The 22480-nt window shown below is 61.4% G+C and carries 21 protein-coding genes; 12 read left to right on the top strand and 9 right to left on the bottom strand.

The window, feature by feature from the left end; genetic code table 11:
- Positions 1–11: 11 nt before the first annotated feature.
- The gene (locus NPS56_RS20755; protein WP_274076342.1) at positions 12–896 is read right to left on the bottom strand and encodes a LysR substrate-binding domain-containing protein; all 885 of its coding nucleotides are present in this window, start codon (positions 894–896) and stop codon (positions 12–14) included.
- 202 nt (positions 897–1098) lie between these two features.
- Between NPS56_RS20755 and NPS56_RS20750 the strand changes: the two genes are divergently transcribed.
- Together NPS56_RS20750 and NPS56_RS20745 are read left to right on the top strand one after the other, a co-directional pair.
- Positions 1099–1503, top strand: coding sequence for a PaaI family thioesterase (locus tag NPS56_RS20750; RefSeq protein ID WP_274076341.1), 405 nt, complete (start codon positions 1099–1101; stop codon positions 1501–1503).
- A 45-nt stretch (positions 1504–1548) separates the two neighbouring features.
- A complete protein-coding gene (locus tag NPS56_RS20745; RefSeq protein ID WP_274076340.1) occupies positions 1549–2037 on the top strand; it encodes a GFA family protein in 489 nt (162 codons plus the stop codon).
- Here NPS56_RS20745 and NPS56_RS20740 read toward each other — a convergent pair.
- Positions 2026–2640, bottom strand: a complete 615-nt coding sequence (locus NPS56_RS20740) for a tRNA-(ms[2]io[6]A)-hydroxylase (RefSeq protein ID WP_274076339.1) — start codon at positions 2638–2640, stop codon at positions 2026–2028. The genes NPS56_RS20745 and NPS56_RS20740 overlap by 12 nt on opposite strands.
- 161 nt (positions 2641–2801) lie before the next feature.
- Between NPS56_RS20740 and NPS56_RS20735 the strand changes: the two genes are divergently transcribed.
- On the top strand, positions 2802–3665 hold the full coding sequence (locus NPS56_RS20735) for a universal stress protein (protein WP_274076338.1): 864 nt from the start codon (positions 2802–2804) through the stop codon (positions 3663–3665).
- Between the two features lie 86 nt (positions 3666–3751).
- Here the strand turns inward: NPS56_RS20735 and NPS56_RS20730 are convergent, their stop codons facing one another.
- A complete protein-coding gene (locus NPS56_RS20730) occupies positions 3752–4222 on the bottom strand; it encodes a DUF1289 domain-containing protein (RefSeq protein ID WP_274076337.1) in 471 nt (156 codons plus the stop codon).
- A gap of 407 nt (positions 4223–4629) precedes the next feature.
- Between NPS56_RS20730 and acnB the strand changes: the two genes are divergently transcribed.
- Positions 4630–7230, top strand: coding sequence for a bifunctional aconitate hydratase 2/2-methylisocitrate dehydratase (gene acnB / locus NPS56_RS20725; RefSeq protein WP_274076361.1), 2601 nt, complete (start codon positions 4630–4632; stop codon positions 7228–7230).
- 151 nt (positions 7231–7381) lie between these two features.
- Here the strand turns inward: acnB and NPS56_RS20720 are convergent, their stop codons facing one another.
- Entirely contained in the window at positions 7382–8662 is a 1281-nt protein-coding gene (locus NPS56_RS20720; RefSeq protein WP_274076336.1) for a serine/threonine transporter, read from the bottom strand.
- A 342-nt stretch (positions 8663–9004) separates the two neighbouring features.
- On the opposite strand from NPS56_RS20720, the gene NPS56_RS20715 reads away from it, so the two are divergent.
- From NPS56_RS20715 to NPS56_RS20695, 5 genes are all read left to right on the top strand, one after another.
- Complete coding sequence (locus NPS56_RS20715; protein ID WP_046817435.1) at positions 9005–9388, top strand: tautomerase family protein; 384 nt, start codon at positions 9005–9007, stop codon at positions 9386–9388.
- 30 nt (positions 9389–9418) lie between these two features.
- The gene (locus NPS56_RS20710; protein ID WP_274076335.1) at positions 9419–10012 is read left to right on the top strand and encodes a TetR/AcrR family transcriptional regulator; all 594 of its coding nucleotides are present in this window, start codon (positions 9419–9421) and stop codon (positions 10010–10012) included.
- A gap of 138 nt (positions 10013–10150) precedes the next feature.
- A complete protein-coding gene (locus NPS56_RS20705; RefSeq protein ID WP_274076334.1) occupies positions 10151–11113 on the top strand; it encodes a 2-hydroxyacid dehydrogenase in 963 nt (320 codons plus the stop codon).
- A gap of 146 nt (positions 11114–11259) precedes the next feature.
- On the top strand, positions 11260–12327 hold the full coding sequence (locus NPS56_RS20700; RefSeq protein WP_274076333.1) for a phosphotransferase family protein: 1068 nt from the start codon (positions 11260–11262) through the stop codon (positions 12325–12327).
- A gap of 116 nt (positions 12328–12443) precedes the next feature.
- Positions 12444–13211, top strand: coding sequence for an SDR family oxidoreductase (locus tag NPS56_RS20695; RefSeq protein WP_007976320.1), 768 nt, complete (start codon positions 12444–12446; stop codon positions 13209–13211).
- A gap of 487 nt (positions 13212–13698) precedes the next feature.
- Here NPS56_RS20695 and NPS56_RS20690 read toward each other — a convergent pair whose 3' ends face one another.
- The 5 genes from NPS56_RS20690 to NPS56_RS20670 form a co-directional block, all read right to left on the bottom strand.
- Positions 13699–13950: a DUF1652 domain-containing protein gene (locus NPS56_RS20690; protein ID WP_274076332.1), complete on the bottom strand. Its 252-nt coding sequence runs from the start codon at positions 13948–13950 to the stop codon at positions 13699–13701.
- 172 nt (positions 13951–14122) lie between these two features.
- On the bottom strand, positions 14123–15619 hold the full coding sequence (locus NPS56_RS20685; RefSeq protein WP_274076331.1) for a helix-turn-helix transcriptional regulator: 1497 nt from the start codon (positions 15617–15619) through the stop codon (positions 14123–14125).
- Between the two features lie 47 nt (positions 15620–15666).
- Complete coding sequence (locus tag NPS56_RS20680; protein ID WP_274076330.1) at positions 15667–16575, bottom strand: LysR substrate-binding domain-containing protein; 909 nt, start codon at positions 16573–16575, stop codon at positions 15667–15669.
- 5 nt (positions 16576–16580) lie between these two features.
- Entirely contained in the window at positions 16581–18785 is a 2205-nt protein-coding gene (locus NPS56_RS20675) for a xanthine dehydrogenase family protein molybdopterin-binding subunit (protein ID WP_274076329.1), read from the bottom strand.
- Positions 18785–19249, bottom strand: coding sequence for a (2Fe-2S)-binding protein (locus NPS56_RS20670; protein ID WP_274076328.1), 465 nt, complete (start codon positions 19247–19249; stop codon positions 18785–18787). Before NPS56_RS20670 ends, NPS56_RS20675 begins: the two co-directional genes overlap by 1 nt.
- A 118-nt stretch (positions 19250–19367) precedes the next feature.
- Here NPS56_RS20670 and NPS56_RS20665 point away from each other — a divergent pair, with 118 nt between their 5' ends.
- The 3 genes from NPS56_RS20665 (at position 19368) to NPS56_RS20655 (ending at position 22403) form a co-directional block, all read left to right on the top strand.
- The gene (locus tag NPS56_RS20665; protein ID WP_274076327.1) at positions 19368–20258 is read left to right on the top strand and encodes a LysR substrate-binding domain-containing protein; all 891 of its coding nucleotides are present in this window, start codon (positions 19368–19370) and stop codon (positions 20256–20258) included.
- Positions 20259–20563: 305 nt separating this feature from the next.
- Positions 20564–21493 carry an amidohydrolase family protein gene (locus tag NPS56_RS20660; protein ID WP_274076326.1) on the top strand — a complete coding sequence of 310 codons (930 nt, stop codon included), beginning with the start codon at positions 20564–20566 and terminating at the stop codon, positions 21491–21493.
- 4 nt (positions 21494–21497) lie between these two features.
- Positions 21498–22403 (top strand): amidohydrolase family protein, encoded by a 906-nt coding sequence (locus NPS56_RS20655; RefSeq protein ID WP_008059304.1) that lies wholly within the window; start codon positions 21498–21500, stop codon positions 22401–22403.
- The last annotated feature ends 77 nt before the right edge of the window (positions 22404–22480 follow it).

Here is a 22480-nt window from a genome sequence, read left to right as displayed (position 1 = left end):
AATTCAACTCATCAATCGACCAATTGATCGTTGAACCATTCCAGCATCTGCGTCACCGCTGGCCGCTCCAGGCGCACGCGCTCACACACCAGCGCGTATTGACCCAGGGCGGTCATGCTTGAGGTGAAAGGACGGACCAGGCGACCGCTGAGCAGATCTTCCTGGGCCGTCAGGTTATCGCCCATGGCCACGCCCTGCCCCTGGGCCGCGGCTTCCAGAGCCAAGCCGGCGTGGGCGAAGTACAGTTGCCGTTCGGGGCGCTGATCACCGGCATGGCTGGTGAGCCAGGCGGTCCAGGTCTTGCCGTCCTGATCGTCGTGCAGCAGGCAGTGGCGCGCCAGGTCCCTGGGGTTTTTCAGGGTGCCCTGGTTGAACAGCCCGGGACTGCACACCGGGAAAAACTGCAACGCCGGCAAGGGCCGGACGAAATAGGCACTGCTGTCCACGGGACCCGTGCCATAGGTGATCGCCAGGTCGATGTCCTCGCCCGGCGCCGTGGCGTCGATCGGTTGCTCGTAGAGGTGCAAGGTGATGTGCGGATACCGCGCGTAAAAATCCGTGAGACGACTCATCAACCACTTCTGCGCGAGTTCCGCGGTAACCGCCAGGCGCAAGACTGCCAGGGACGATGGATCGCGTAGCTCGTCGCAGGCATCGCCAATCAGCTCGAAGGCTTGCTGCAGGCTTTGCATCAGCCGTCCAGCGGCCATGGTCGGGCGAATCTGCCGGCCTTCACGGACGAACAGCGACACACCGAGTTGTTCTTCCAATTGGCGGATCTGGTGGCTGACGGCGCTGTCGGTGACGCACAGCTCCGCCGCCGCCCGGCCGAAATGGGCGTGGCGGGCGGCGCATTCGAAGGTTCGCAGGGCTGCCAGGGAGGGTAGACGTCGCATGAGGGTCTTGTCCGGGTTCGAGGCGTCCATGCTGACCCGGTGGATCGTGGGCGTCCAGTGAGTCCGCGTTATCGTTCATCGCCAGCAAGCCGGCTCCTACAGGCCATTCACCGCTCACCCAACTGCCCATCACCCCAGCTAATGGTCGATGACGCCCCCGGAGTTGAGGTGCATGGTCAATCCTCAATCGGAGGGATTCGCGATGCTCAACACACTCAAACAGATCAATTCAACCTCAGCTTTCAACCGCTGGGCCGGCTTCGAGGTCACCCGCGCCGAATCGGGCGAAGCCGAAATCACCCTGGCTTTTCGCGAAACTGACATGGCGCAGTATGCAGGTTTCCTGCATGCCGGGCTGATCGGCGCATTGCTCGATACGGCCTGTGGCTTTGCCGCTGGAACGGTGGCCGGGAACGTATTGGCATCGCACTTTTCAGTCAACTGCCTGGCGCCCGCGGTCGGTGAAGTGTTCATTGCCCGGGGTCGCGTGGTGAAGGCTGGCAAGAAGCAGGTATTCGCCCATGCCGAGTTGTTCGCGCAAACCGGCGATCAACTGAAACTGGTGGCGACCGGTGACGCGATTCTGGTGCCTGTCGAGGAGCGCTGAGGGTCTAGGCTGTCTTGAGCTCGCTCAAGACAGCCGGAGGTTCTCATGCAACTCGAAGGTTCCTGCCATTGCGGCGCGGTGTCGTTCAGCCTCACCAGCGCCCACCCCTACCCGTACCAGCGCTGCTATTGCTCGATCTGCCGCAAGACCCAGGGCGGTGGCGGTTATGCGATCAACATCGCCGGTGACGCCAACAGTCTCAAAGTGCGCGGGCGCAAGAACATCGCGATCTACCATGCCCTGTTCAAGGGCGAAGGCGAGAAACGCGCCCACCGCAGCAGCGCCGAGCGGCATTTTTGCTCGGTCTGCGGTTCGGGGTTGTGGTTGTTCAGCCCTGAATGGCCCGAGTTGATCCATCCGTTTGCGTCGGCCATCGATACACCGCTGCCGGTGCCGCCGGAGCATACGCACTTGATGCTCAGTTCCAGGGCGCCCTGGGTGGAAGCCGAGGTGCGGCCGGGGGATAAACAGTTTGATGTTTATCCCGAGGAGTCCATCGCCGAGTGGCATGAACGTCTGGGTTTAAGCCGCTGATGCTGCGGGCACACCACTGTGGAAACGAAATTCCACATCCGGCGACTCGATCAAGTCCTGCTCGGCGGCGCGGACCTTGTCGATCACCTGGGCGATGTCCTTGGCGTCCCCGTACTGATAGGCCAGCTTCAGGTACCCCTGGAAATGCCGGGCCTCGCTCTTGAGCAGGCCGAAGTAGAACTTGCCCAGTTCGTCGTCCAGATGCGGCACCAGTGCTTCGAAACGCTCACAACTGCGGGCCTCGATGAATGCACCAACCACCAGCGTATCAACCAGTTTCACCGGCTCGTGACTGCGCACCACCTTGCGCAGCCCCGAGGCGTAACGCCCGGCGGACAGCTGACGCAACTCGATCTTGCGTTTTTTCATCAGGCGCATGACCTGCTCATGGTGCACCAGCTCTTCCCGGGCCAGGCGCGACATCATGTTGATCAATTCGACATGGGAGTGATACTTGGCAATCAGGCTCAACGCCGTGCTGGCGGCCTTGAATTCGCAGTTCTTGTGGTCGATCAGCAGGGTTTCCTGATCGGCCAGCGCGGCTTGAACCCAGCCGTCAGGGGTGCGGCAGCCGAGGAACTCGTGAATTTCGGGAAGGATCATGGGGCTCACGGAAAAATAGGTATAAATCGAAGGGCGCCGATTATACCGGCCTGCCCGCAGACCACCAGCCACTACCGTTGATATGCATCAAGTCACCGAATGTCGCGCAGCAACTATAGTTGTGCAACGCCATGCTTTTTCATTTTCAGGAGATCCCGATCATGCAAGCCATTCGCAGCATCCTGGTGGTCATCGACCCCGAGCATTCGGAAAGCCTGGCACTCAAACGCGCCAAACTGATTGCTGGCGTGACCCAGGCACACCTGCACCTGCTGGTCTGTGATCCCAAGCATGATCACAGCGCCATGCTCAGCGTGCTCAAGGCGGCGTTGCTGGAAGACGGTTACAACGTCACCACCGAGCAGGCCTGGAACCAGAGCCTGCACGAAACCATCGTCGACGTGCAGCAGGCGGAAGGCTGTGGGCTGGTGATCAAGCAGCACTTCCCCGACAGTTCGCTGAAAAAGGCCCTGCTGACGCCGGTGGACTGGAAACTCCTGCGCGCCTGCCCTACCCCGGTACTGCTGGTGAAAACCTCCGGTTCCTGGAAGGACAAAGTGATTCTGGCGGCCGTCGACGTGGGCAATATGGAAAGTGAGCACCGCCATTTGCACGACACCATCATCGATTACGGCTATGACATCGCCAGCCTGGCCAAGGCGCATCTGCATGTGATCAGTGCCCACCCGTCGCCCATGCTGTCGGCGGCCGACCCGACCTTGCAGCTCAGCGAAACCATCGAGGCGCGCTATCGCGAACAGTGCCGGGCGTTCCAGGCGGAATTCGACATCGACAACGAACACCTGCACATCGCCGAAGGCCCGGCGGATGTATTGATTCCGTTCATGGTGCACAAACTGCAGGCGGCCGTGACGGTGATCGGCACGGTGGCGCGTACCGGGTTGTCAGGGACCTTGATCGGCAATACCGCGGAAGTGGTGCTCGATGCGGTGGAGAGCGATGTGCTGGTGCTCAAGCCCCAGGAGGTTGAGGACCACCTGGAGGAGTTGGCGGTGAAACATTGATTTGAAGATCAAAAGATCGCAGCCTTCGGCAGCTCCTACAAGGTGAACGCATTCCCCTGTAGGAGCTGCCGCAGGCTGCGATCTTTTCAGGCGCCAAAGGCGTCTTTCAGAAACCCGGGCGCGATATAGCGCTGATAATGCGCCTCAGACAGCAAAAAGAATTCCCGATCAATGGCATCGCGCAGTTCCGGCAGGTTCCAGTCGCGAAATTCCGGCAACAGCACCATCCCGTAGGCTTCCAGATTGTTGATCACCCGGGCGCCCCGGGCGATCAGCTGGTAGGCCCAGCAATACTCGGACTGATGCGGCACGAAGCGGATCTTGCGCTGTTCCAGCTGGCTCCTGAGCAGCGCCGGATCGAAAATTTCCACCTTGGCGGCCATCACCTGGGACAACAACTGCTCCAGGCGCAGCCATACGGCGCGTTTTTCTTCCTCGTTGTAGCCGTTCCAGCGGATCACTTCGTGGTGGAAACGCTTGCAGCCACGGCACACCAGATCACCGTAAACAGTGGAGCAAAGGCCGACGCAGGGGGTCTTGATGGTCTGATTGGGCATAGGTAGGCAGAACGCGAAAAGCAAAACAGGACGGCATGTTAGCCCTTTGTCTAACATTGATCACCCCTCAAAGTTTCATGAGCCAACTTACCTTTAATTTTTTTTTGCCGTAGAATCAGCCTGCCTTTTTAGGCGCCAATGTCCGTTAGAAGCTGTTTTCAAAGCGTCACGAGCACAGTCGTTCCTTCAGAGCGGTGTTGGCGAAGGGTTTTTCCAGCGGGGAAAAGCCCAGCGCCAACCCTCATCAGCTCCCGTTCTGCAGGCGTAAAACTTTGAAAGCAGCTTCTGTAAGGAATTGTCGGTAATTCTGGCTAAGTGGCTCACAACGCCATGCAGCGCATGAGTACGGCAATTTCGGGATGAGCGTCCCGGACACCCATTTGGGACCACTGATGAGGGTAATAACTGTGCTTGAAGCCTACCGCAAACATATCGAAGAGCGCGCAGCACTGGGTATCGTTCCCCAGCCGCTAAACGCCGAACAAACTGCAGGCCTGGTCGAGCTGCTGAAGAATCCCCCGGCTGGCGAAGAAGCATTCCTCGTTGACCTGATCACCAATCGCGTTCCGCCTGGAGTGGACGAAGCAGCCTATGTCAAGGCCGGCTTCCTGTCCGCCATCGCCAAAGGCGAAGCCACCTCCCCCCTGATCGACAAGAAGCGCGCTGTTGAACTGCTCGGCACCATGCAGGGCGGCTACAACATCGTGACCCTGGTGAACCTGCTGGACGACGCCGAACTGGCGCCAGTGGCCGCCGAAGAACTCAAGCACACCCTGCTGATGTTCGATGCCTTCCACGACGTCGCTGAAAAAGCCAAGAACGGCAATGTACACGCCAAAGGCGTGCTGCAATCCTGGGCTGACGGCGAGTGGTTCGTGAAACGCCCGGTGCTGGCCGACAAGATCAGCCTGCGCGTGTTCAAGGTCTCCGGCGAAACCAACACCGACGACCTGTCCCCTGCTCCGGATGCCTGGTCCCGCCCGGACATCCCGTTGCACGCCCTGGCCATGCTGAAAATGGCGCGCGACGGCATCGTGCCGGACGCACAAGGCGTCACCGGTCCGATGAAGCAGATCGAAGAAATGCGCAACGCCGGCTTCCCGATCGCCTACGTGGGCGACGTGGTCGGTACCGGTTCTTCGCGTAAATCGGCGACCAACTCGGTGCTGTGGTTCTTCGGCGACGACGTTCCTTACGTGCCGAACAAGCGTGCCGGCGGTTTCTGCTTCGGCAACAAGATCGCTCCGATCTTCTACAACACCATGGAAGATGCCGGCGCACTGCCAATCGAATTCGACGTTTCCAACATGAACATGGGCGACGTGATCGACCTGTACCCTCATGCTGGCAAAGTCTGCAAGCACGGCACCGACGAAGTCCTGACCACCTTCGAAATGAAGACCCCGGTGCTGTTGGACGAAGTCCGTGCTGGCGGCCGTATCCCGCTGATCATCGGCCGTGGCCTGACCGAGAAGGCTCGTACCGAGCTGGGCCTGCCACCTTCGACCCTGTTCAAGAAGCCAGAAGCTCCGGCTGAAAGCACCAAGGGTTTCACCCTGGCGCAGAAAATGGTCGGCAAGGCTTGCGGCGTGACCGGCGTTCGTCCGGGCACCTACTGCGAACCGAAGATGACCACCGTGGGTTCCCAGGACACCACCGGTCCAATGACCCGTGACGAACTGAAAGACCTGGCGTGCCTGGGCTTCTCGACCGACCTGGTCATGCAGTCCTTCTGCCACACCGCGGCATATCCAAAGCCGATCGACGTGACCACCCACCACACCCTGCCTGACTTCATCATGACCCGCGGCGGCGTTTCCCTGCGTCCGGGCGACGGCATCATCCACTCGTGGCTGAACCGCATGCTGCTGCCAGACACCGTCGGTACCGGTGGTGACTCCCACACCCGTTTCCCGATCGGCATCTCGTTCCCGGCCGGTTCCGGCCTGGTGGCGTTCGCCGCCGCCACTGGCGTCATGCCGCTGGACATGCCTGAGTCGGTCCTGGTTCGCTTCAAGGGCGAACTGCAGCCAGGCGTCACCCTGCGTGACCTGGTTCACGCCATTCCTTACTACGCGATCCAGGCTGGCCTGTTGACCGTAGAGAAGAAAGGCAAGAAAAACGCCTTCTCCGGTCGCATCCTGGAGATCGAAGGCCTGCCCAAGCTGACCGTCGAGCAAGCGTTCGAACTGTCCGACGCCTCGGCTGAACGTTCGGCTGCCGGTTGCACCATCCAGCTGTCGAAAGAGTCGATCGCTGAATACCTGCAATCGAACATCACCCTGCTGCGCTGGATGATCGGCGAAGGCTACGGCGATGCCCGTACCCTGGAGCGTCGTGCCCAGGCGATGGAAGCCTGGCTGGCCAACCCTGAACTGATGGAAGCGGACAAGGACGCCGAGTACGCCGAAATCATCGAGATCGACCTGGCCGACATCAAGGAGCCAGTACTCTGCGCTCCGAACGACCCGGACGACGCTCGCCTGCTCTCCAGCGTTGCTGGCGAGAAGATCGACGAAGTGTTCATCGGTTCCTGCATGACCAACATCGGCCACTTCCGCGCTGCCGGCAAGTTGCTGGAACAGGTCAAGGGTCAGCTGCCAACCCGTCTGTGGCTGTCGCCGCCGACCAAGATGGACGCTCACCAGCTGACCGAAGAAGGCTACTACGGCATCTACGGCAAGGCTGGCGCGCGCATGGAAATGCCGGGCTGCTCGCTGTGCATGGGTAACCAGGCACGTGTAGAGCCGAACTCGACTGTTGTGTCGACTTCGACCCGTAACTTCCCGAACCGTCTGGGTGACGGCGCGAACGTCTACCTGGCTTCGGCTGAGCTGGCGTCCGTGGCTTCCATCCTGGGTCGCCTGCCGACCGTCGAGGAGTACATGGAGTACGCTGGCAAGATCGACAGCATGGCGGCCGATGTCTACCGCTACCTGTCCTTCGACCAGATTGCCGAGTTCCGTGAAGCTGCTGCGAACGCCAACATCCCGGTCGTTCAAGCCTAACGCTGCAACGCAATGAAAAACGCCGCCCCTCGTGAGAGGGGCGGCGTTTTTTTATGCCCTTGAATCAAAAGATCGCAGCCTGCGGCAGCTCCTACAGGACTCACTTGTCCCTGTAGGAGCTGCCGCAGGCTGCGATCTCTTGATCTTTACATTACGCGCTCAATGAGTAGATCAACGCCGAAATCGCCACCAGACCCACCGCAACTACAAACACATTGGAAGCCTGGCCACGATAACGCGCCATCGCCGGCACCTTGCGGATCGCATACATCGGCATCAGGAACAGGATCGCCGCGATCACCGGGCCACCCAGGGTTTCGATCATGCCGAGGATGCTCGGGTTCAGTGTGGCGACGATCCAGCACACCACCAGCATGAACGCCGCCACGATGCGGTCCAGGGTCTTGGCCGCCGGACGCTTGCCGCTCTTGACGATCAGGCCCTTGAGACCTTCACTGGCGCCAATGTAGTGGCCCAGGAACGACTTGGATATGGCCACGAAGGCAATCAACGGCGCCGCGAAGGCGATGGTCGGGTTGCTGAAGTGGTTGGCCAGGTACGACAGGATCGACAGGTTCTGTGCTTTCGCCTCGGCCAGTTGTGCCGGCGACAGGGTCAGCACGCAGCTGAACACGAAGAACAGCACCATCACCACCATCAAGGCGTGGGCCCGGGACAGGATCTGCGAGCTGCGTTGTTCGGCGTGCTCGCCGTAACGGCGCTTCTGGTCCACGGCGAACGCCGAGATGATCGGCGAATGGTTGAACGAGAACACCATCACCGGAATCGCCAGCCACAGGGTGTGCAACAACGCCGACGGCTCAGGCAAGGTGCTGGCCGTACTGAGGATGCCGCCGTTCCAGTGCGGAATCAGGAACACCGCCAGGAACAGCAGCGCGACGATGAACGGGTAGACCATCAGGCTCATGGCCTTGACGATCACCTGCTCACCGCAGCGCACCACGGCCAGCAGGCCGAGGATCAGCACCAACGACAGGACCGCACGCGGTGGCGGCATGATGTGCAACTGGTGTTCGAGGAAGCTGCCCACGGTGTTGGTCAGGGCCACGCTGTAGATCAACAGGATCGGGAAGATCGCGAAGAAGTACAGCAAGGTGATCAACGCGCCGGCCTTGAGACCGAAATGCTCTTCCACCACTTCGGTGATGTCCGCGCCTTCACGGCCGGACAGCACGAAGCGGGTCAGGCCGCGGTGTGCGTAGAAGGTCATCGGGAACGCCAGCAGCGCCAGCACCAGCAGCGGCCAGAAACCGCCCAGGCCCGCGTTGATCGGTAAAAACAGGGTGCCCGCACCAATCGCCGTGCCAAACAGGCCCAGCATCCAGGTGGTGTCCTGGCGATTCCAGCTCGAAAGCGTTGCGGGTGTCGCTGCTACAAAGCGTTCGTTAACGCTATTGGCCTGATCATTCATCCGGTGGGATCTCCACATTCCGGTCACTTGCCACCCGGCCAGAACGCGTCGGAATACCCGACAGGCAGCGCCCTGGCCGAAACAGGGGCGCGATTCTGGAGGATTAATGAACAGATGCAAAGACTTAGGTGAGGAACGGTGGTGCCAGATTGGCGTTTTCTCCCCCTGTAGGAGCTGGCTTGCCAGCGATTGGCCCTCAAGCCATGCGTCGATCGCACCGACGCAATCGCCAGCAAGCCGGCTCCTACAAATGGCGTTTCATCGCGCGATCGTATGATCGGCTTGATAAAGGTCATCCATCATGTATTTTAAATGAACCTGCCCACCTTCCGGAGTCTTCCCATGCCACTGGTTCGCGTCGATCTCAAAAAACAGCAGGACCCCACCTACGCCAAACGTATCGGCCAACAGATCTACGCCGCCCTGCGCAGCGCCATTGGCGTGCCGGAAAACGATAACTTCCAGATCCTCGCCGAACACGACGAACAGCATTTCATCTTCGACCCCCAATACCTGGGCATCCAGCGCAGCGACGGTCTGGTGGTCATCCAGATCACCCTGAGCGAAGGCCGAACCCTGGAGCAGAAGAAGCTGCTGTATAAAACCATCGTCGAAAACCTCAACACGCAACTGGCCGTGCGCCTGGAAGATGTTTTCATTAATCTGGTGGAAGTGAAGAAAGAGAACTGGTCGTTCGGCAACGGCATCGCCCAGTACGCCCTCTGACAGCCAACCCATAGACCTTGTGAGCCGCCCATGCCCCGCGTTTCCCGCAAACAAGCCGACCTCAACCGCGAAATCATCGTCGAGGCCGCCACCCGGCTGTTTCGCGAACGCGGCCTGCACGGGATCAGCGTCGTCGACGTGATGGCGGCGGCGGGCCTGACCCATGGCGGTTTTTATGGCCACTTCGAATCCAGGGAAGCGCTGGCCAGAGAGGCCAGCGAGCGGGCATTCAAGGAGGTGGGGGCGAAATGGCGCGAACGGATCACCGGCGAAGACAAAGCGCAGGCGCGGCGAGCCTTGATCGAACCTTACCTTTCGATCGAAAGCCGCGACAATCCCGGTGAAAGCTGCCCGGTGGTGGCCTTTGCCGGCGACATGTGCCACGAACCCACCGACAGCGGCTTGCGCGAACCCTTCATGGCCGGCCTGAACCGGCTGCTCGAGGCCTTCGGCAACCTGATGGACTCGGACGATGCCGTGCAAAACCGGCAGCAGGCGCTGGTGCAATATTCGCTGATGGTTGGCGCACTGACACTGGCACGGGCTACCCGTGGCGAGGCCCTGTCGGAGGAAATCCTCGAGGCGGCACAGACCTTCCTGACAGAGCCCCCTGCTCCGGTTTGAAATTTCGGTGCGATCAAAAAAGATCGCAGGCTGCGCCAGCTCCTACACTGAGGAGCATGGCTGTTGCCAATCTGCCCCGCAGCCAGCACTCTCAACCGACTTTCGAGCCCGACGTTCCGCTGCCCACAGGAGCAAAGCATGCCTGCAACCGTTCTGGTACTGGTTGAAACCATCAATGATTACCTGCCCATTCTCGAACGCCAGGGCTTTCACCTAATCCTGGCGCCCACGCCCGCCGAGCGCGCCGAGGCCATCAGCCGGCACAGTGGCCAGATCGATGCGGTCCTGACCCGTGGCCCGCTCGGCCTGTACGGCGATGAAATCGCCGCCCTGCCCAACCTCAAGATCATCTGCGTGATTGGCGCGGGCTATGAACAGGTCGACCTGCAAGCCGCCGCCGACCGGGGCATCACCGTCACCAATGGCGCCGGGGTCAACGCCTCCTCGGTCGCGGACCATGCCATGTCGCTGCTGCTGGCGCTGGTACGTGACATCCCCCGCTGCGATGCCGCCGTACGCCGGGGTGAATGGCCGAAAATCATGCGCCCTTCCCTCGCCGGCAAGCGCCTGGGCATTCTCGGCCTCGGCGCGGTCGGCATGGCCATCGCCAAACGTGCCGGCGCGGGCTTCGACATGAGCGTGAGCTACCACAACCGCCAGCACCGCAGCGATGTACCCTACAAGTTCTGCTCGACACCCACTGAACTGGCCCGGGCCTCGGACTTCCTGATCGTCGCCACCCCGGGGGGGCTGGGCACCAAGCACCTGATCAACAAGCAGGTGCTCGAGGCCCTCGGGCCCAACGGTTTTTTCGTCAACATCGCCCGGGCCAGCGTGGTGGTCACCGCCGACCTGATCAGCGCGCTCGAGCAACGGCGCATTGCCGGTGCCGCCCTGGATGTCTTCGATGCCGAGCCCAAGGTGCCGGATACCCTCAAGGCCCTGGCGAACGTCATCCTCAGCCCGCACGTAGCCGGACTGTCCCCCGAGGCCACCCAGGGCACCGTGGAACTGGTGGGCCGTAACCTCGTGGCGTTTTTTTCCGGCCAGCCGGTGCTGACCCCTATCGAGCTGCCGAAGGGCGTGACCCAGGCCGTCTAGCCGGACAATTCAAACAGGTGTATCAAAAGCAATGATTGCCCGGCAACACGCTCACCTATAAGGGCGGGCGGAGGTTGTGGGTGCCGGGTGCGCGCATTAGATTAGCCAATAGTTTCAGGCCACCAGAATAAGCAGAAGGGATAAGCATGGCGCTTACTGACCAATCCACCCGCACCCGCACCGGCGAAGAACTCGATGCCAGCCTGATCGACCCCTACCTCAAGGCCCACATTCCGGGCCTGAGCGGCCTGCCACGGATCAGCCAGTTCCCGGGCGGTGCGTCCAACCTCACCTACTTGCTCGAATACCCGGAACAGGAATTCGTCCTGCGTCGGCCGCCCTTCGGTCACAAGGCCAAGTCCGCCCATGACATGGGCCGCGAATTCCGCATCCTCAATCAATTGCGCGACGGTTTTCCGTACTGCCCGAAGGCCTACGTGCACTGCACCGACGAAGCGGTGATCGGCGCCGAGTTCTATGTGATGGAGCGGGTCAACGGCATCATCCTGCGCTCCGAACTACCGCCGGAACTGGGGCTGGACTCGGCGAAAACCCAAGCCCTGTGCAAAAGCTTCATCGACAAGTTCGTCGAGCTGCACCGGGTCGATTACAACGCCTACGGCCTGGGCGACCTGGGCAAGCCGCAAGGCTACGTGGCACGGCAGATCAAAGGCTGGAGCGAGCGCTACGAGAAAGCCCTGACCCCCGACGCGCCGCACTGGGAAGCGGTGAAAGCCTGGCTCAACGACAAGATGCCGGCCGATCACCCGACCTCCAGCATCGTGCACAACGACTACCGCTTCGACAACGTCATCCTCGACCCGAACAATCCGATGCAGATCATCGGCGTGCTCGACTGGGAACTGACCACCCTGGGCGACCCGCTGATGGACCTGGGCAACACCCTCGCCTACTGGATCGAAGCCGATGACCCGGCGCCGGTACAGCTGATGCGCCGCCAGCCCAGCCACGCACCGGGTATGCTGACCCGCCGTGAATTCGTCGATTACTACGCCGAGCGTTCAGGCATCAAGATCGACAATTTCGACTTCTACTACACCTACGGCCTGTTCCGCCTGGCCGGCATCGTGCAGCAGATCTACTACCGCTTCTACCATGGCCAGACCCAGGACAAACGCTTCGCGCAGTTCATTCACATGAACAAACTGCTGGAGCAGATGAGCCTGCAGGTCATCCAGAAATCCAGCCTCTGATACGACACAGCACTTGTAGGAGCCAGGCTTGCCTGCGAAGGCTGCCTCAAGTACGCCTTCGCCGGCAAGCCGGGCTCCTACGAACAGCGATTTCGGCTCCATAACAAGGAAAAACCATGTCCAAGACTCAGTTGTTCGACCTCGACGGCAAGATCGCTTTCGTCTCCGGCGCCAGCCGCGGCATCGGTGAAGCCATTGCCAAACTGCTGGCCCAGCAAGGCGCCCACGTGATCGTCTCGAGCCGCAAGCTCGAAGGCTGCCAGCATGTGGCCGACGCGATCATCGCCGCCGGTGGCAAAGCCACTGCCATCGCCTGCCACATCGGCGAGATGGAACAGATCAGCCAGGTCTTCGCCGGCATCAAGGAACAGTTCGGGCGCCTGGACATCCTGGTCAACAACGCCGCGACCAACCCGCAGTTCTGCAACGTGCTGGACACCGACCTCAGCGCCTTCCAGAAAACCGTCGACGTCAATATCCGCGGTTATTTCTTCATGTCGGTGGAAGCCGGCAAGCTGATGCGCGAAAACGGCGGCGGCAGCATCATCAACGTGGCCTCGATCAACGGCGTGTCGCCGGGTATTTTCCAGGGCATCTACTCGGTGACCAAGGCCGCGGTGATCAACATGACCAAGGTCTTCGCCAAGGAATGCGCGCAGTTCGGCATCCGCTGCAACGCCCTGCTGCCGGGACTGACCGACACCAAGTTCGCTTCGGCGCTGGTGAAGAACGAGGCGATCCTCAACACCGCGCTGCAGCAGATCCCGCTCAAGCGCGTGGCTGATCCGAGCGAGATGGCCGGCGCGGTGCTGTACCTGGCGAGCGATGCATCGAGCTACACCACTGGCGTTTCGCTGAACGTGGATGGTGGCTTCCTGTCCTGACGCTGACTTCCCGAATCACACCCACACTGTAGGAGCTGCCGCAGGCTGCGATCTTTTGATCTTGTTCTTTAAAGCAAAATCAAAAGATCGCAGCCTGCGGCAGCTCCTACAGGGGGGCATCGTCGTTCGGGTTACTGGGTGACACATCGCGTCACGGTGGTTTCGCGTGTCACTTGCCCTTCCGCCCGCACATCGCCCATCACCTGGGTGCTATCGGAGGTCTGGCAGGTCTTTTCAGGCGGTGGCGGTGGCGCGGCAGGTGGTGGCGGTGGCGGACTGCTGCAGCCGCCGAGAATGATTGCACAGAGCGACAGTGGTGCAAAAATGCGTTTCCCAAGACTTTTCATAGGATGACCCGCGAATAGGATGGACACATTTCTGTGACAACAGAACACCGCCGTAAAGTTCACGGGTGGTCGCAGAAATATCACTTCTGTCCATTATTATCGCGTATTCAATCGTCCGGGCAGGGCAAACCTGACAGTTTCTACACTACCGGGTCCGGGCGTTGCAGGCTGTTGCATTGCAGCTCGTAGCGCAGTTCTTCGAGGAGCGCGGCCACTGATTCGGGGGACTGCAACCTCGCCACGTTCAAACCGCTGACCACCAGATCGACTTGTCCGGACACCGGGTGGTAGAGCTTGATGGTCAATGAGTGATCGCCACTGACAGTGCACTCACAGGCCAAGGGCGACAAGGTCCGCTCGATTTGCGTGCGCAACTGGGACACCTGGATCATTGCGATAGCCCGGTGCGGCAATCAATGGTGCGGGTAATAAGCATGGCTGTTCCTTTTGCGGTTCAAGGCAGACGAATGCTCCGAAACTGTCATTCGCCCGCTCTTAGCCTAAGGTTTACCTCCTGCTTGCCAGAACCTGAATTTGCACCCCGGCGACTAGTGCATTTGCACCTTAACGCTGGCCCTTCGGACCCCATGCACTTGAAAACAACCCACGCTCGCGCGCCCAGACTATCGCCTCGCTGCGACTGTGCACATCGAGCTTGGAATACACCGTCGCGACGTGATTGCGCACGGTATTGGGCGCCAGTTTCAGGCGTGCGGCGATCTCCTTGTCCGCCAGGCCTTCACAGATCAATTCCAGCACATCGCGCTCCCTGGCCGTCAGGTCGGTAAAGGACACGCTGGGTAACTGCGGCGACTTGACGTGCTTCACGTTAGCGAGTTTCTCGATCAGGGTACGACTGAACCATGAGGCGTCTTTCATCACCTCTTCAATGGCCGACAGCAACTCAAGCTCGGTGCGTTTGCGCTCGGTGATGTCCATCAGCACCAGCAGATAGCAAGGGCTGTCCTGGATGTTCACGGTATCGGCACAAACGACACAATCGATCAGTTCCTCGTCTTTCCTGCGCACGCGTATATCAACGCGGTCCAGGCTTGCGGCTTTCTCCAGGGCGGTAAAGAGCCGTGTCCGCGCGCCTTTGTCATGGAAGAAGTCAATCTCGACGATGGTTTTGCCGAGCACTTCCTCGTTGGCGTAGCCGAGGGTAACGAGGAACGCCTCATTCACATCCATCACCACCTGATCGCTGGCGCCGCACACCAGAATCGGTACCGGGCTCAGGCGAAACGCCTTGGCAAAGCGTTCCTCGCTCTGGCGCAGGGCGACCTCGGCCTTGTGCCGGGGCTCTATGTCGACAAAGGAAAACAGCATGCAGGCTTCGTCATTGAGCTCCAGCGGCTGGCCGGCCACTACCACTTGCTTGCTGCCACCGTCGGACAAACGCAACTCGGCCTGCATCTGCGGTATGGTCGCGCCTTCCAGAAGGCGCTGCTTGGCCAATTCCTTATTTTCGGCCAGCTCCAGCACATCCAGCTCATAGGTCGAAGTACCGATCACCTGGTCGCGGGAGTAACCGGTCATTTCGAGGAAACCGGGGTTGACCTTGATGTAGCGCAAATCACTGAGGCGGCAGATCACCGCCGGTGCCGGGTTGGCGGCGAAGGTTTTCTCGAAGCGTTGCTCGGCACTGGCCCAGTCAGTGACGTCGTCCATGATCAACACCAGCGATTCCGGCTCATCCTCACTGTCGGCCAACACCATGCTGCGTACGCTATGGACCCAGGTGCGCTCTTCGTCCGCAACCGACGTCACTTCCACCAGTACATCGCTGAACGTCTCGCCCCGCGCCACCCGGTTGATCGGGTAGCTGTCGGCCGGCACCGGGTGATGGTTGCGATAGCGCAAGGCAAAACGCTTGGCGTACGCCTTGGCATCGGCGCCGAGTTCGCTGACCTGCGCGACTCCGTGCATGGCCAGCGCCGCGTCATTGGCCCACAGGATGCTCTGGTCGGGGTCGAGCAGAATCACCCCGTCGGACAGACCGGCGATGATCTGCTGCAACTGGCGGCGGTTGGTTTCCCGGGTCAAGACGTCCTGGCTCATTGGATCTCCACGTGTAGTGCCTTTGTGAAGATTACGACCACAGGCGTTCATGATCGTGCAGCCTGCCCATCGCGGTCTTGGAGGACCAGTTCACGCAGCGTATCGAGAAACAGCTTGAGCACCGGCGAATCATCATCCGCACGGTAGGTGGCGTATAACGGCACCTCCGGCAACGCCGGGGTCAGGCGCCGGAATACCAGCCCGGCGGGTGCCAACTGCTCGATGGACGCCGGCAGCAGTGCCACGCCAAAGCCGGCCCTGACCAGGCTGAGCAAGGTTTGTACTTCGATCACCTGTTGGCGGATCTGCGGTGTGAAGCCGGCCTGGATACAGCACTGGTAAAGAAAGTCGGCAAACCGCGACTGTTTCAGTTCCAGCGCCACGAACGGCTCCTGGGCAAGGTCCGCCGGTGCCAGGCTGTCGCGGCGGGCCAAGGGGTGGTCGACCGGCATGACCACCCGGATCGGCTCGTAGATCAGCAGCTCGTTGCGCAGTTGCGGATCGTCATAGCCGACCCGGAACACACAGGCATCGATGCGTTTTTCCTTGAGCGCCTTGACCTGTGCGGCAGGGGTCATTTCATGCAGGCGCCAGTTCACCTGCGGGTAGCGCTCGCGAAACAGGTGCAGGGCCCGTGGCAACACCCCCACCATCACCGAACTGATCATGCCGATTTCCAGCTCGCCCAACTGACCGCGGCCGGTTTGCCGCGTCAGGTCGAGGGCACGGTTGAGCTGCTCGAACACCAGCGGCGCCTGTTCCTTGAGCATCTGCCCGGCGGCGGTCAGCTCGACCCGGTGGTGGCTGCGCTCGAACAGCGGCGTGCCCAGTTCCTCTTCCAGCAATCGAATCTGCTGGCTCAGTGGCGGCTGGCAGATGTGCAGGCGGGTGGCGGCCCGGCCGAAATGCAGCTCTTCGGCCAGCGCCATGAAGTAACGCAGCAGTCGCAAGTCCATGCCGGTTATCCCAGGTTCAGCGGTGTAGAGCGCTGCCGCACCCCGGTCAGGCTGAACAGCGCATTGGCGATGGCCGGGGCCACCGATGGGCTGCCCAGTTCACCGACACCCCCGGGCTTGGCCGGATCGCCCTCGACCAACAGGATGTCGACCTCTGGCATGTCCGACATGCGCGTCACCCGATAGTCATGAAAATTGCTCTGCACCACCCTGCCCTGCTTGATGTCCAGTCGATCGAACAGGGCATGACCGAGGCCCCACATCAGGCCACCGTAGATCTGTTCTTCGACACCGCCGGGCGACACCGCCAGACCACAATCGACCACGCAGGTGAGCTTCTCGACCTTGATGGCGCCGTCCTGTTTCGACACGCGCGCCACGATGGCGATGAAACTGGTGTAACCCTGATTGGTGGCGATCCCCAGCGCCGTGCCATCGGGCAGCGGCTGATCCCAACCGGCACGCTCGGCGGCGCTTTTCAACACGGCGACATGCCGTGGCCGGTCCTGCATGTTGGCCAGGCGGAAGGCCAACGGGTCTTGCCCTGCGCCATGGGCCAGCTCATCCATGAAGCTCTCTACGGCGAACACATTGGGAATGAAGCTCACCGAGCGATACCAGCCACTGGGCACCTGGCTCTCGTGCCTGACCCAGGTCAGGTCGAGGTTGGCCGGGCGATAGGCGAAATCCCAGGCGGTGATGGCTTCCGTGGTGCTGTAGTCCATCTTGTCCGGACGCTCGAAATAGCCTGGCTCCCACTGTTCCGGCGAGGCTGGCGAGACCGCCTCCAGCTGCAACGCGGTCAGACGGCCCTGAGCATTCAGCGCTCCTTTGGCCCGGTGCAGCGTGGCCGGGTGCATGAACAATGAACACATTTCGTCTTCGCGGCTGTTCATCAGTTTCACCGGCACCCTGGCCTGCTGCGCCAGGTAAGCCACTTCGAACAGCCAGTATTTGGCCTCCCGCGCACCGAAACTGCCGCCCGACACCATCTCGTTGATGGTGACCTTGTCCTTGGCGATCCTGCACACCGTTTGCGCCGCTTCCAGCGCCGACGACGGCACCTGCACCCCACCCCAGTAAGTGATGGCGCCGTCCTTGACCTGTGCGGTGATGCAGATGGGCTCCAGTGGATTCTGCACCTTGTAGGGCATGCGGTAATCGGCTTCGAGCAGCTTCGCGGCGTTCGGCCACTGGCCGCTCACATCCCCGGCGGCCATGGCGGACACCCGTTGCGCGCCTTTGTCAGTCAATGCCGCTGCCTGGGCCTTGACCAGTTCATCGCTGTCGAACCCGGTCAGCGGCGAGTCGCTCCACTGCACCTTGAGCAATTCGCGCCCCTGGTGCGCGGCCCAATAATTGTCCGCCAACACCGCCACACCCGCGACGTTACCGCCCAGGACATCGGGCCGACCCGGCACCTCGATCACCTTGCGCACACCCGGTACTTGCAGCGCCGCCGCGCTGTCCACCGACACCACATTCGCGCCCACCACGGGAGTCCGTTGAATCACCGCCACCAACATGCCCGGCAGCACCACGTCGATGCTGTACTTGAAGCGCCCGCAAACCTTGGCCTGGGCATCGCGCTTGTGCCGCAGCTTGCCGATGTACTTGAACTGCGCCGGGCCCTTGAGCGTGACCTTGGCAGGCGCCGGCAAATGCGCGGCGACGCCCACCAGTTCGCCGTAGCCGAGGCTGCGTTTGCTCGGCGCATGAACGACGCGGCCTTCTTCGGTACTGCAGCTGTCGGGGCTGACCTTCCACTGTCTGGCCGCCGCCGTGATCAACAGCGAACGCGCCGTCGCGCCGGCCATGCGCAGGCGGTCGTACTCCAGCGATACGCTGGTGCTGCCGCCCGTGGAAAAGACTTTCCAGATCGGGTGAATGTAGGTGTCGAAAAACGGATCCTCCGGCGAGATTACCTGTACGGTCATCGGGTTGACGTCCAGTTCCTCGGCCACGCACGCGGCCAGCGCGGTATGCGTGCCGGTACCGGAGTCGTGCTTGTGCACCACCAGTTTCACCGTGCCGTCAGGCAGGATGCGCACCCAGGCGTTGGGTTCGAATTCACCGGCGGGCGCCGGGGCTTTAGGGTCCGTCGCAGCCATGCTCGAAGGCAGGTAAAACGCGACGGCCAGTCCAGACGCAACGGTCGCCGATTGCTTGAGAAACACACGCCGCGAAAGATTCACCTGAGAGGTCGTCATCACGCCTCCTTCGGCGCGTTGGCCGCTCGCTTGATCGCCTTGTTGATCCGCCCGTAGGTTCCGCAGCGGCACAGGTTGCCGGACATGGCATTGCGGATCGAATCGTCGGTGACCGCCGCACCGGTGTTGAGCAACGCGGTGGCGGACATGATCTGACCGGATTGACAGTAGCCGCATTGCGGCACATCTTCGGCAACCCAGGCCAGTTGCAGCGGATGCTGTGCGGTGGGCGACAAGCCTTCGATGGTGGTGATGCTGTGCCCCGCCACGGCGGCGACCGGCAACTGGCAGGAACGCACCGCGACACCGTCCAGGTGCACGGTGCAGGCACCGCACAGGCCCATGCCGCAACCGAACTTGGTGCCGGTGAGTTTCAAGTGGTCACGCAACACCCATAACAAGGGCGTGGAGGGCGAAGTCTCTACCAGCTCGCGTCGTTCGCCGTTTACCGTGAATTCGATCATTGTCAGGCTCCAAGAGAGCGGCCCGTCTTTGTGCAGGCCTGGTGCTCGATTATTGGGAGCCTTGGGAAAATCGGGCCAGCGACGATTTCTGCCATCCTGTGTAAGTAGGACTAACAGCATGTACAAGCGATACCCGTCGGTGCAGTCCATGAGTGCTTTCATCCAGGCAGCCCGCAGCGGCAGCTTCTCCAGCGCTGCGCGCAAGCTCGACCTCACCCACAGCGCCATCAGCCAGCAGATCCGCGCCCTGGAAGACTTCATCGGCCAGCCACTGTTCGTGCGCGAAGGCGGCGGCAGCAACCTGACCGACGCCGGGCAACTGTTCGCCAGCGTGCTGTCCGACGGCCTGGCGCAGATCGACCGGGCGCTGTCTTCGGTGAAAAACCGCAGCGTGGCGCAGCGGCTGACCCTGGATGTCGACAGTGAGTTGGCCCAGAGCTGGCTCAATCCGCGCCTGCCGCAGTTGCTGGATCTGCTGCCCGAGCATGAGGTGGTGTTGCTGTCGATGCCGCGCTCGGATCGCAGTGCGTTCGAACGCGTGGACCTGGCCTTGCGCTACGGTTATGGCGACTGGGAAGACTGCGAGATGACGCAGATTTGCGGGGATCGGGTGATGGCGGTGGCTGCGCCGGCACTGCTGGAACGCCATGGTGTGCAACTGCCGTTGAGTGCGCAGCAGATCCTTGAACTGCCGCTGTTGGGCTATACGCGACGGTCGTGGATTCCGTGGCTGGATGCGGCGGGTTTGCCTGCGGTCGAGCCTTCGGCACGGGTGGTGTTCGACAATGCGGCCAACCTGATTGCTGCGGCCGAAGCGGGTGTCGGCGCCGGGCTGGTGCGCGGTTTGCTGGCCGCCGATGCCTTGCGCAGCGGGCGGTTGGTGGTGTTGAACGAGGCGCAGATTGCGGCGCATTACAACCTGTATGCGGTATGGCCGCCGGGGCATGGTGAGCGGGTGGCGCCGGTGGTTGAGGCGATCAGGCAGTTGGCTTTGCGTACACATTACTGACGCCATCGCCAGCAGGCTGGCTCCCACATTGGAATGCAATCCCCTGTGGGAGCCAGCCTGCTGGCGATGAGGCCGGCCCAGCCAATACAAAACCATATCGAACGCATATCAAACCCCCGCCCAATTAATATTGTACGAACCCCACACCCCCTTCCAATACTTCCCCCCAAGCAGCCAGCGTCCCGAGCCGGATGCGACCAGGCGAGGGAATGCGTGAGTCTTCACGCATAGAAATGGCCGATTGCCCGGACGTGGCTGCTTGTGAACCGCAAGGTTCCCTTCCCGCTATCAGGAGATCGACTTCAATGATCATCGATATCAGTTGCTATCCCACGGATCTCGTGGACCTCGCCTGGAGGCATGACGGTGACCCGTTCACCGGCGAGCGTCTGCTGCAGATGATGGATGGCCCGTACATGGTCAACGGCAAACCTCGCCGCATCGACAAAGCCTTCATCCAGCCGCCCCAGGGCAACACCATCTACACCTGGACCGACGGCGATCTTAGCGGCCGCGAGTCCATCGACGCCTACATGGCCTACACCCTGAAGATGGTCCAGACCTACCCGGACCGCTTCATCGGCTGCTTCGTCTACAACCCGCGCTGCGGCGTGGAAAACGGCGTCGAGGCGATCGAGCGCTACGTCAAGGAACACGGTTTCAAGATGGTGCAGATGCAGGCCAACATGCACGCCTACCGTCCCGACCGCGCCCTGGACTGGGTGCGTCCGGCCTTCGAGAAGTGCGCCGAGCTGGGCATCCCGGTCAAGCTGCACACCGGCGACGGGCCCTACAGCATCCCGTCGGAATGGGTGCCGATGATCAAGGAATTCCCCAACGTCGATTTCATCATGGCCCACTTCGGTGTGCAGACCGGCGGCGTCTACGTGTTCGAACCGATGCAATGGGCGATGGAGCTGCCCAACGTCTACTGCGAATCCGGCTGGTGCCTGCAATCGCGGATCGTCGAGTTCGCCAAGGTCCTGCCGACCCACAAGATCCTCTTTGGCACCGACACCCCGCCGAACGAACCGGGCATGTGGCTGCGCCTGCTGGAAGTGCTGTGCCACGAACCGCCCCAGGGCCTGAACCTCGACGAGGACACCCTCGAGGAATACCTGGGTAACAACACCGCACGGATGATCGGCCTCGAACCGACCCCGCCGCCACGTTCCGTTTCCGAAGCAGAGGCGCAACTCAAGCGCCCCATCACCACACAACTGGCCAGGAGCTGAACCGATGATCATCGACACCCATCTGCACCCCACCAACCTGGTCGACGAGGCCTGGCGCCACACCGGCGAACCCTTCACCGGCGAGCGCATGCTCAAGCTGATGGACGGCCCGTACATGATCAACGGCAAGCCGCGCCGCATCGACATGGGTTTCATCCAGCCGCCACCGGGCAACACCGGTTACCGCGACGGCAACCGCCGCGGCCGTGAAGGCGTGCGTGACTACATGTCCTACGTCGCCGAACTGTGCGTGAAGTACCCCGACCGCTTCATCGGCAACTTCAACTTCAACCCGCGCTGGGGACCGGAAAACGGTGCGGCGGAGCTGGAATTCCACATCAAGGAATACGGCTTCAAGATGCTCAAGCTGCACGCCAACATGCACGGTTATCGCCCGGACCGGGCGCTGGACTGGCTGCGTCCGGCGATGAAGGTGTGCGCCAAGTACAACATCGTGGTGCTGATCCACACCGGCGACGGCCCCTACACCATTCCGACCATGTTCTACCCGATCATCCGCGAGTTCCCGATGGTCAATTTCATCATCGGTCACTTCGGCATCCAGACTGGTGGCAACTACTCGTTCGAAGCGTTCTGGATGGCCATGGACACGCCGAACGTGTACTGCGAATCCGGGTGGTGCTTCCAGTCGCGGATCGTCGAGTTCGCCAAGGACCTGCCGCGCAACAAGATCGTGTTCGGCACCGACTCGCCACCCAACGAACCGGGCATGTGGCTGCGCGAACTGGAGGTGTTGTGTTCACCGGCACCACAAGGGCTGGGCATCGACGAGGATCACCTTGAGGACTACCTGGGCAACAACATCGCCCGGTTGTGCGGCATCGAACCGACGCCGCCACCCAAGGACCTGGCCGAGGCGGACATTCGTCTGACCACGACCTACCTCTAGGTTCACGCGCCCCCCTGTGGGAGCGGGCTTGCTCGCGAAAGCGCCGGGTCAGTCGCTATCGCCGTTGAATGACACAC

Origin of the sequence: Pseudomonas putida, assembly GCF_028682635.1 — a bacterium.
Classification (GTDB): Bacteria; Pseudomonadota; Gammaproteobacteria; order Pseudomonadales; family Pseudomonadaceae; genus Aquipseudomonas; species Aquipseudomonas putida_AE.
Note: the sequence above shows the minus strand (reverse complement) of the source record. Positions and strands in the feature narration are given on the sequence as shown.

Excerpts from the sequence above, each read along its gene's own strand:
- NPS56_RS20695 (WP_007976320.1), top strand. The coding sequence starts at position 12,444 with ATGTCCAAGACTCAGTTGTTCGACCTCGACGGCAAGATCGCTTTCGTC.
- NPS56_RS20705 (WP_274076334.1), top strand. The coding sequence starts at position 10,151 with ATGCCTGCAACCGTTCTGGTACTGGTTGAAACCATCAATGATTACCTG.
- NPS56_RS20735 (WP_274076338.1), top strand. The coding sequence starts at position 2,802 with ATGCAAGCCATTCGCAGCATCCTGGTGGTCATCGACCCCGAGCATTCG.
- NPS56_RS20665 (WP_274076327.1), top strand. The coding sequence starts at position 19,368 with ATGTACAAGCGATACCCGTCGGTGCAGTCCATGAGTGCTTTCATCCAG.
- NPS56_RS20675 (WP_274076329.1), bottom strand. The coding sequence starts at position 18,785 with ATGACGACCTCTCAGGTGAATCTTTCGCGGCGTGTGTTTCTCAAGCAA.
- NPS56_RS20730 (WP_274076337.1), bottom strand. The coding sequence starts at position 4,222 with ATGCCCAATCAGACCATCAAGACCCCCTGCGTCGGCCTTTGCTCCACT.
- NPS56_RS20720 (WP_274076336.1), bottom strand. The coding sequence starts at position 8,662 with ATGAATGATCAGGCCAATAGCGTTAACGAACGCTTTGTAGCAGCGACA.
- NPS56_RS20680 (WP_274076330.1), bottom strand. The coding sequence starts at position 16,575 with ATGGACTTGCGACTGCTGCGTTACTTCATGGCGCTGGCCGAAGAGCTG.
- NPS56_RS20750 (WP_274076341.1), top strand. The coding sequence starts at position 1,099 with ATGCTCAACACACTCAAACAGATCAATTCAACCTCAGCTTTCAACCGC.
- NPS56_RS20660 (WP_274076326.1), top strand. The coding sequence starts at position 20,564 with ATGATCATCGATATCAGTTGCTATCCCACGGATCTCGTGGACCTCGCC.
- NPS56_RS20685 (WP_274076331.1), bottom strand. The coding sequence starts at position 15,619 with ATGAGCCAGGACGTCTTGACCCGGGAAACCAACCGCCGCCAGTTGCAG.
- NPS56_RS20670 (WP_274076328.1), bottom strand. The coding sequence starts at position 19,249 with ATGATCGAATTCACGGTAAACGGCGAACGACGCGAGCTGGTAGAGACT.
- NPS56_RS20740 (WP_274076339.1), bottom strand. The coding sequence starts at position 2,640 with ATGATCCTTCCCGAAATTCACGAGTTCCTCGGCTGCCGCACCCCTGAC.
- NPS56_RS20745 (WP_274076340.1), top strand. The coding sequence starts at position 1,549 with ATGCAACTCGAAGGTTCCTGCCATTGCGGCGCGGTGTCGTTCAGCCTC.
- NPS56_RS20710 (WP_274076335.1), top strand. The coding sequence starts at position 9,419 with ATGCCCCGCGTTTCCCGCAAACAAGCCGACCTCAACCGCGAAATCATC.
- NPS56_RS20715 (WP_046817435.1), top strand. The coding sequence starts at position 9,005 with ATGCCACTGGTTCGCGTCGATCTCAAAAAACAGCAGGACCCCACCTAC.
- NPS56_RS20700 (WP_274076333.1), top strand. The coding sequence starts at position 11,260 with ATGGCGCTTACTGACCAATCCACCCGCACCCGCACCGGCGAAGAACTC.
- NPS56_RS20690 (WP_274076332.1), bottom strand. The coding sequence starts at position 13,950 with ATGATCCAGGTGTCCCAGTTGCGCACGCAAATCGAGCGGACCTTGTCG.
- NPS56_RS20755 (WP_274076342.1), bottom strand. The coding sequence starts at position 896 with ATGCGACGTCTACCCTCCCTGGCAGCCCTGCGAACCTTCGAATGCGCC.
- NPS56_RS20655 (WP_008059304.1), top strand. The coding sequence starts at position 21,498 with ATGATCATCGACACCCATCTGCACCCCACCAACCTGGTCGACGAGGCC.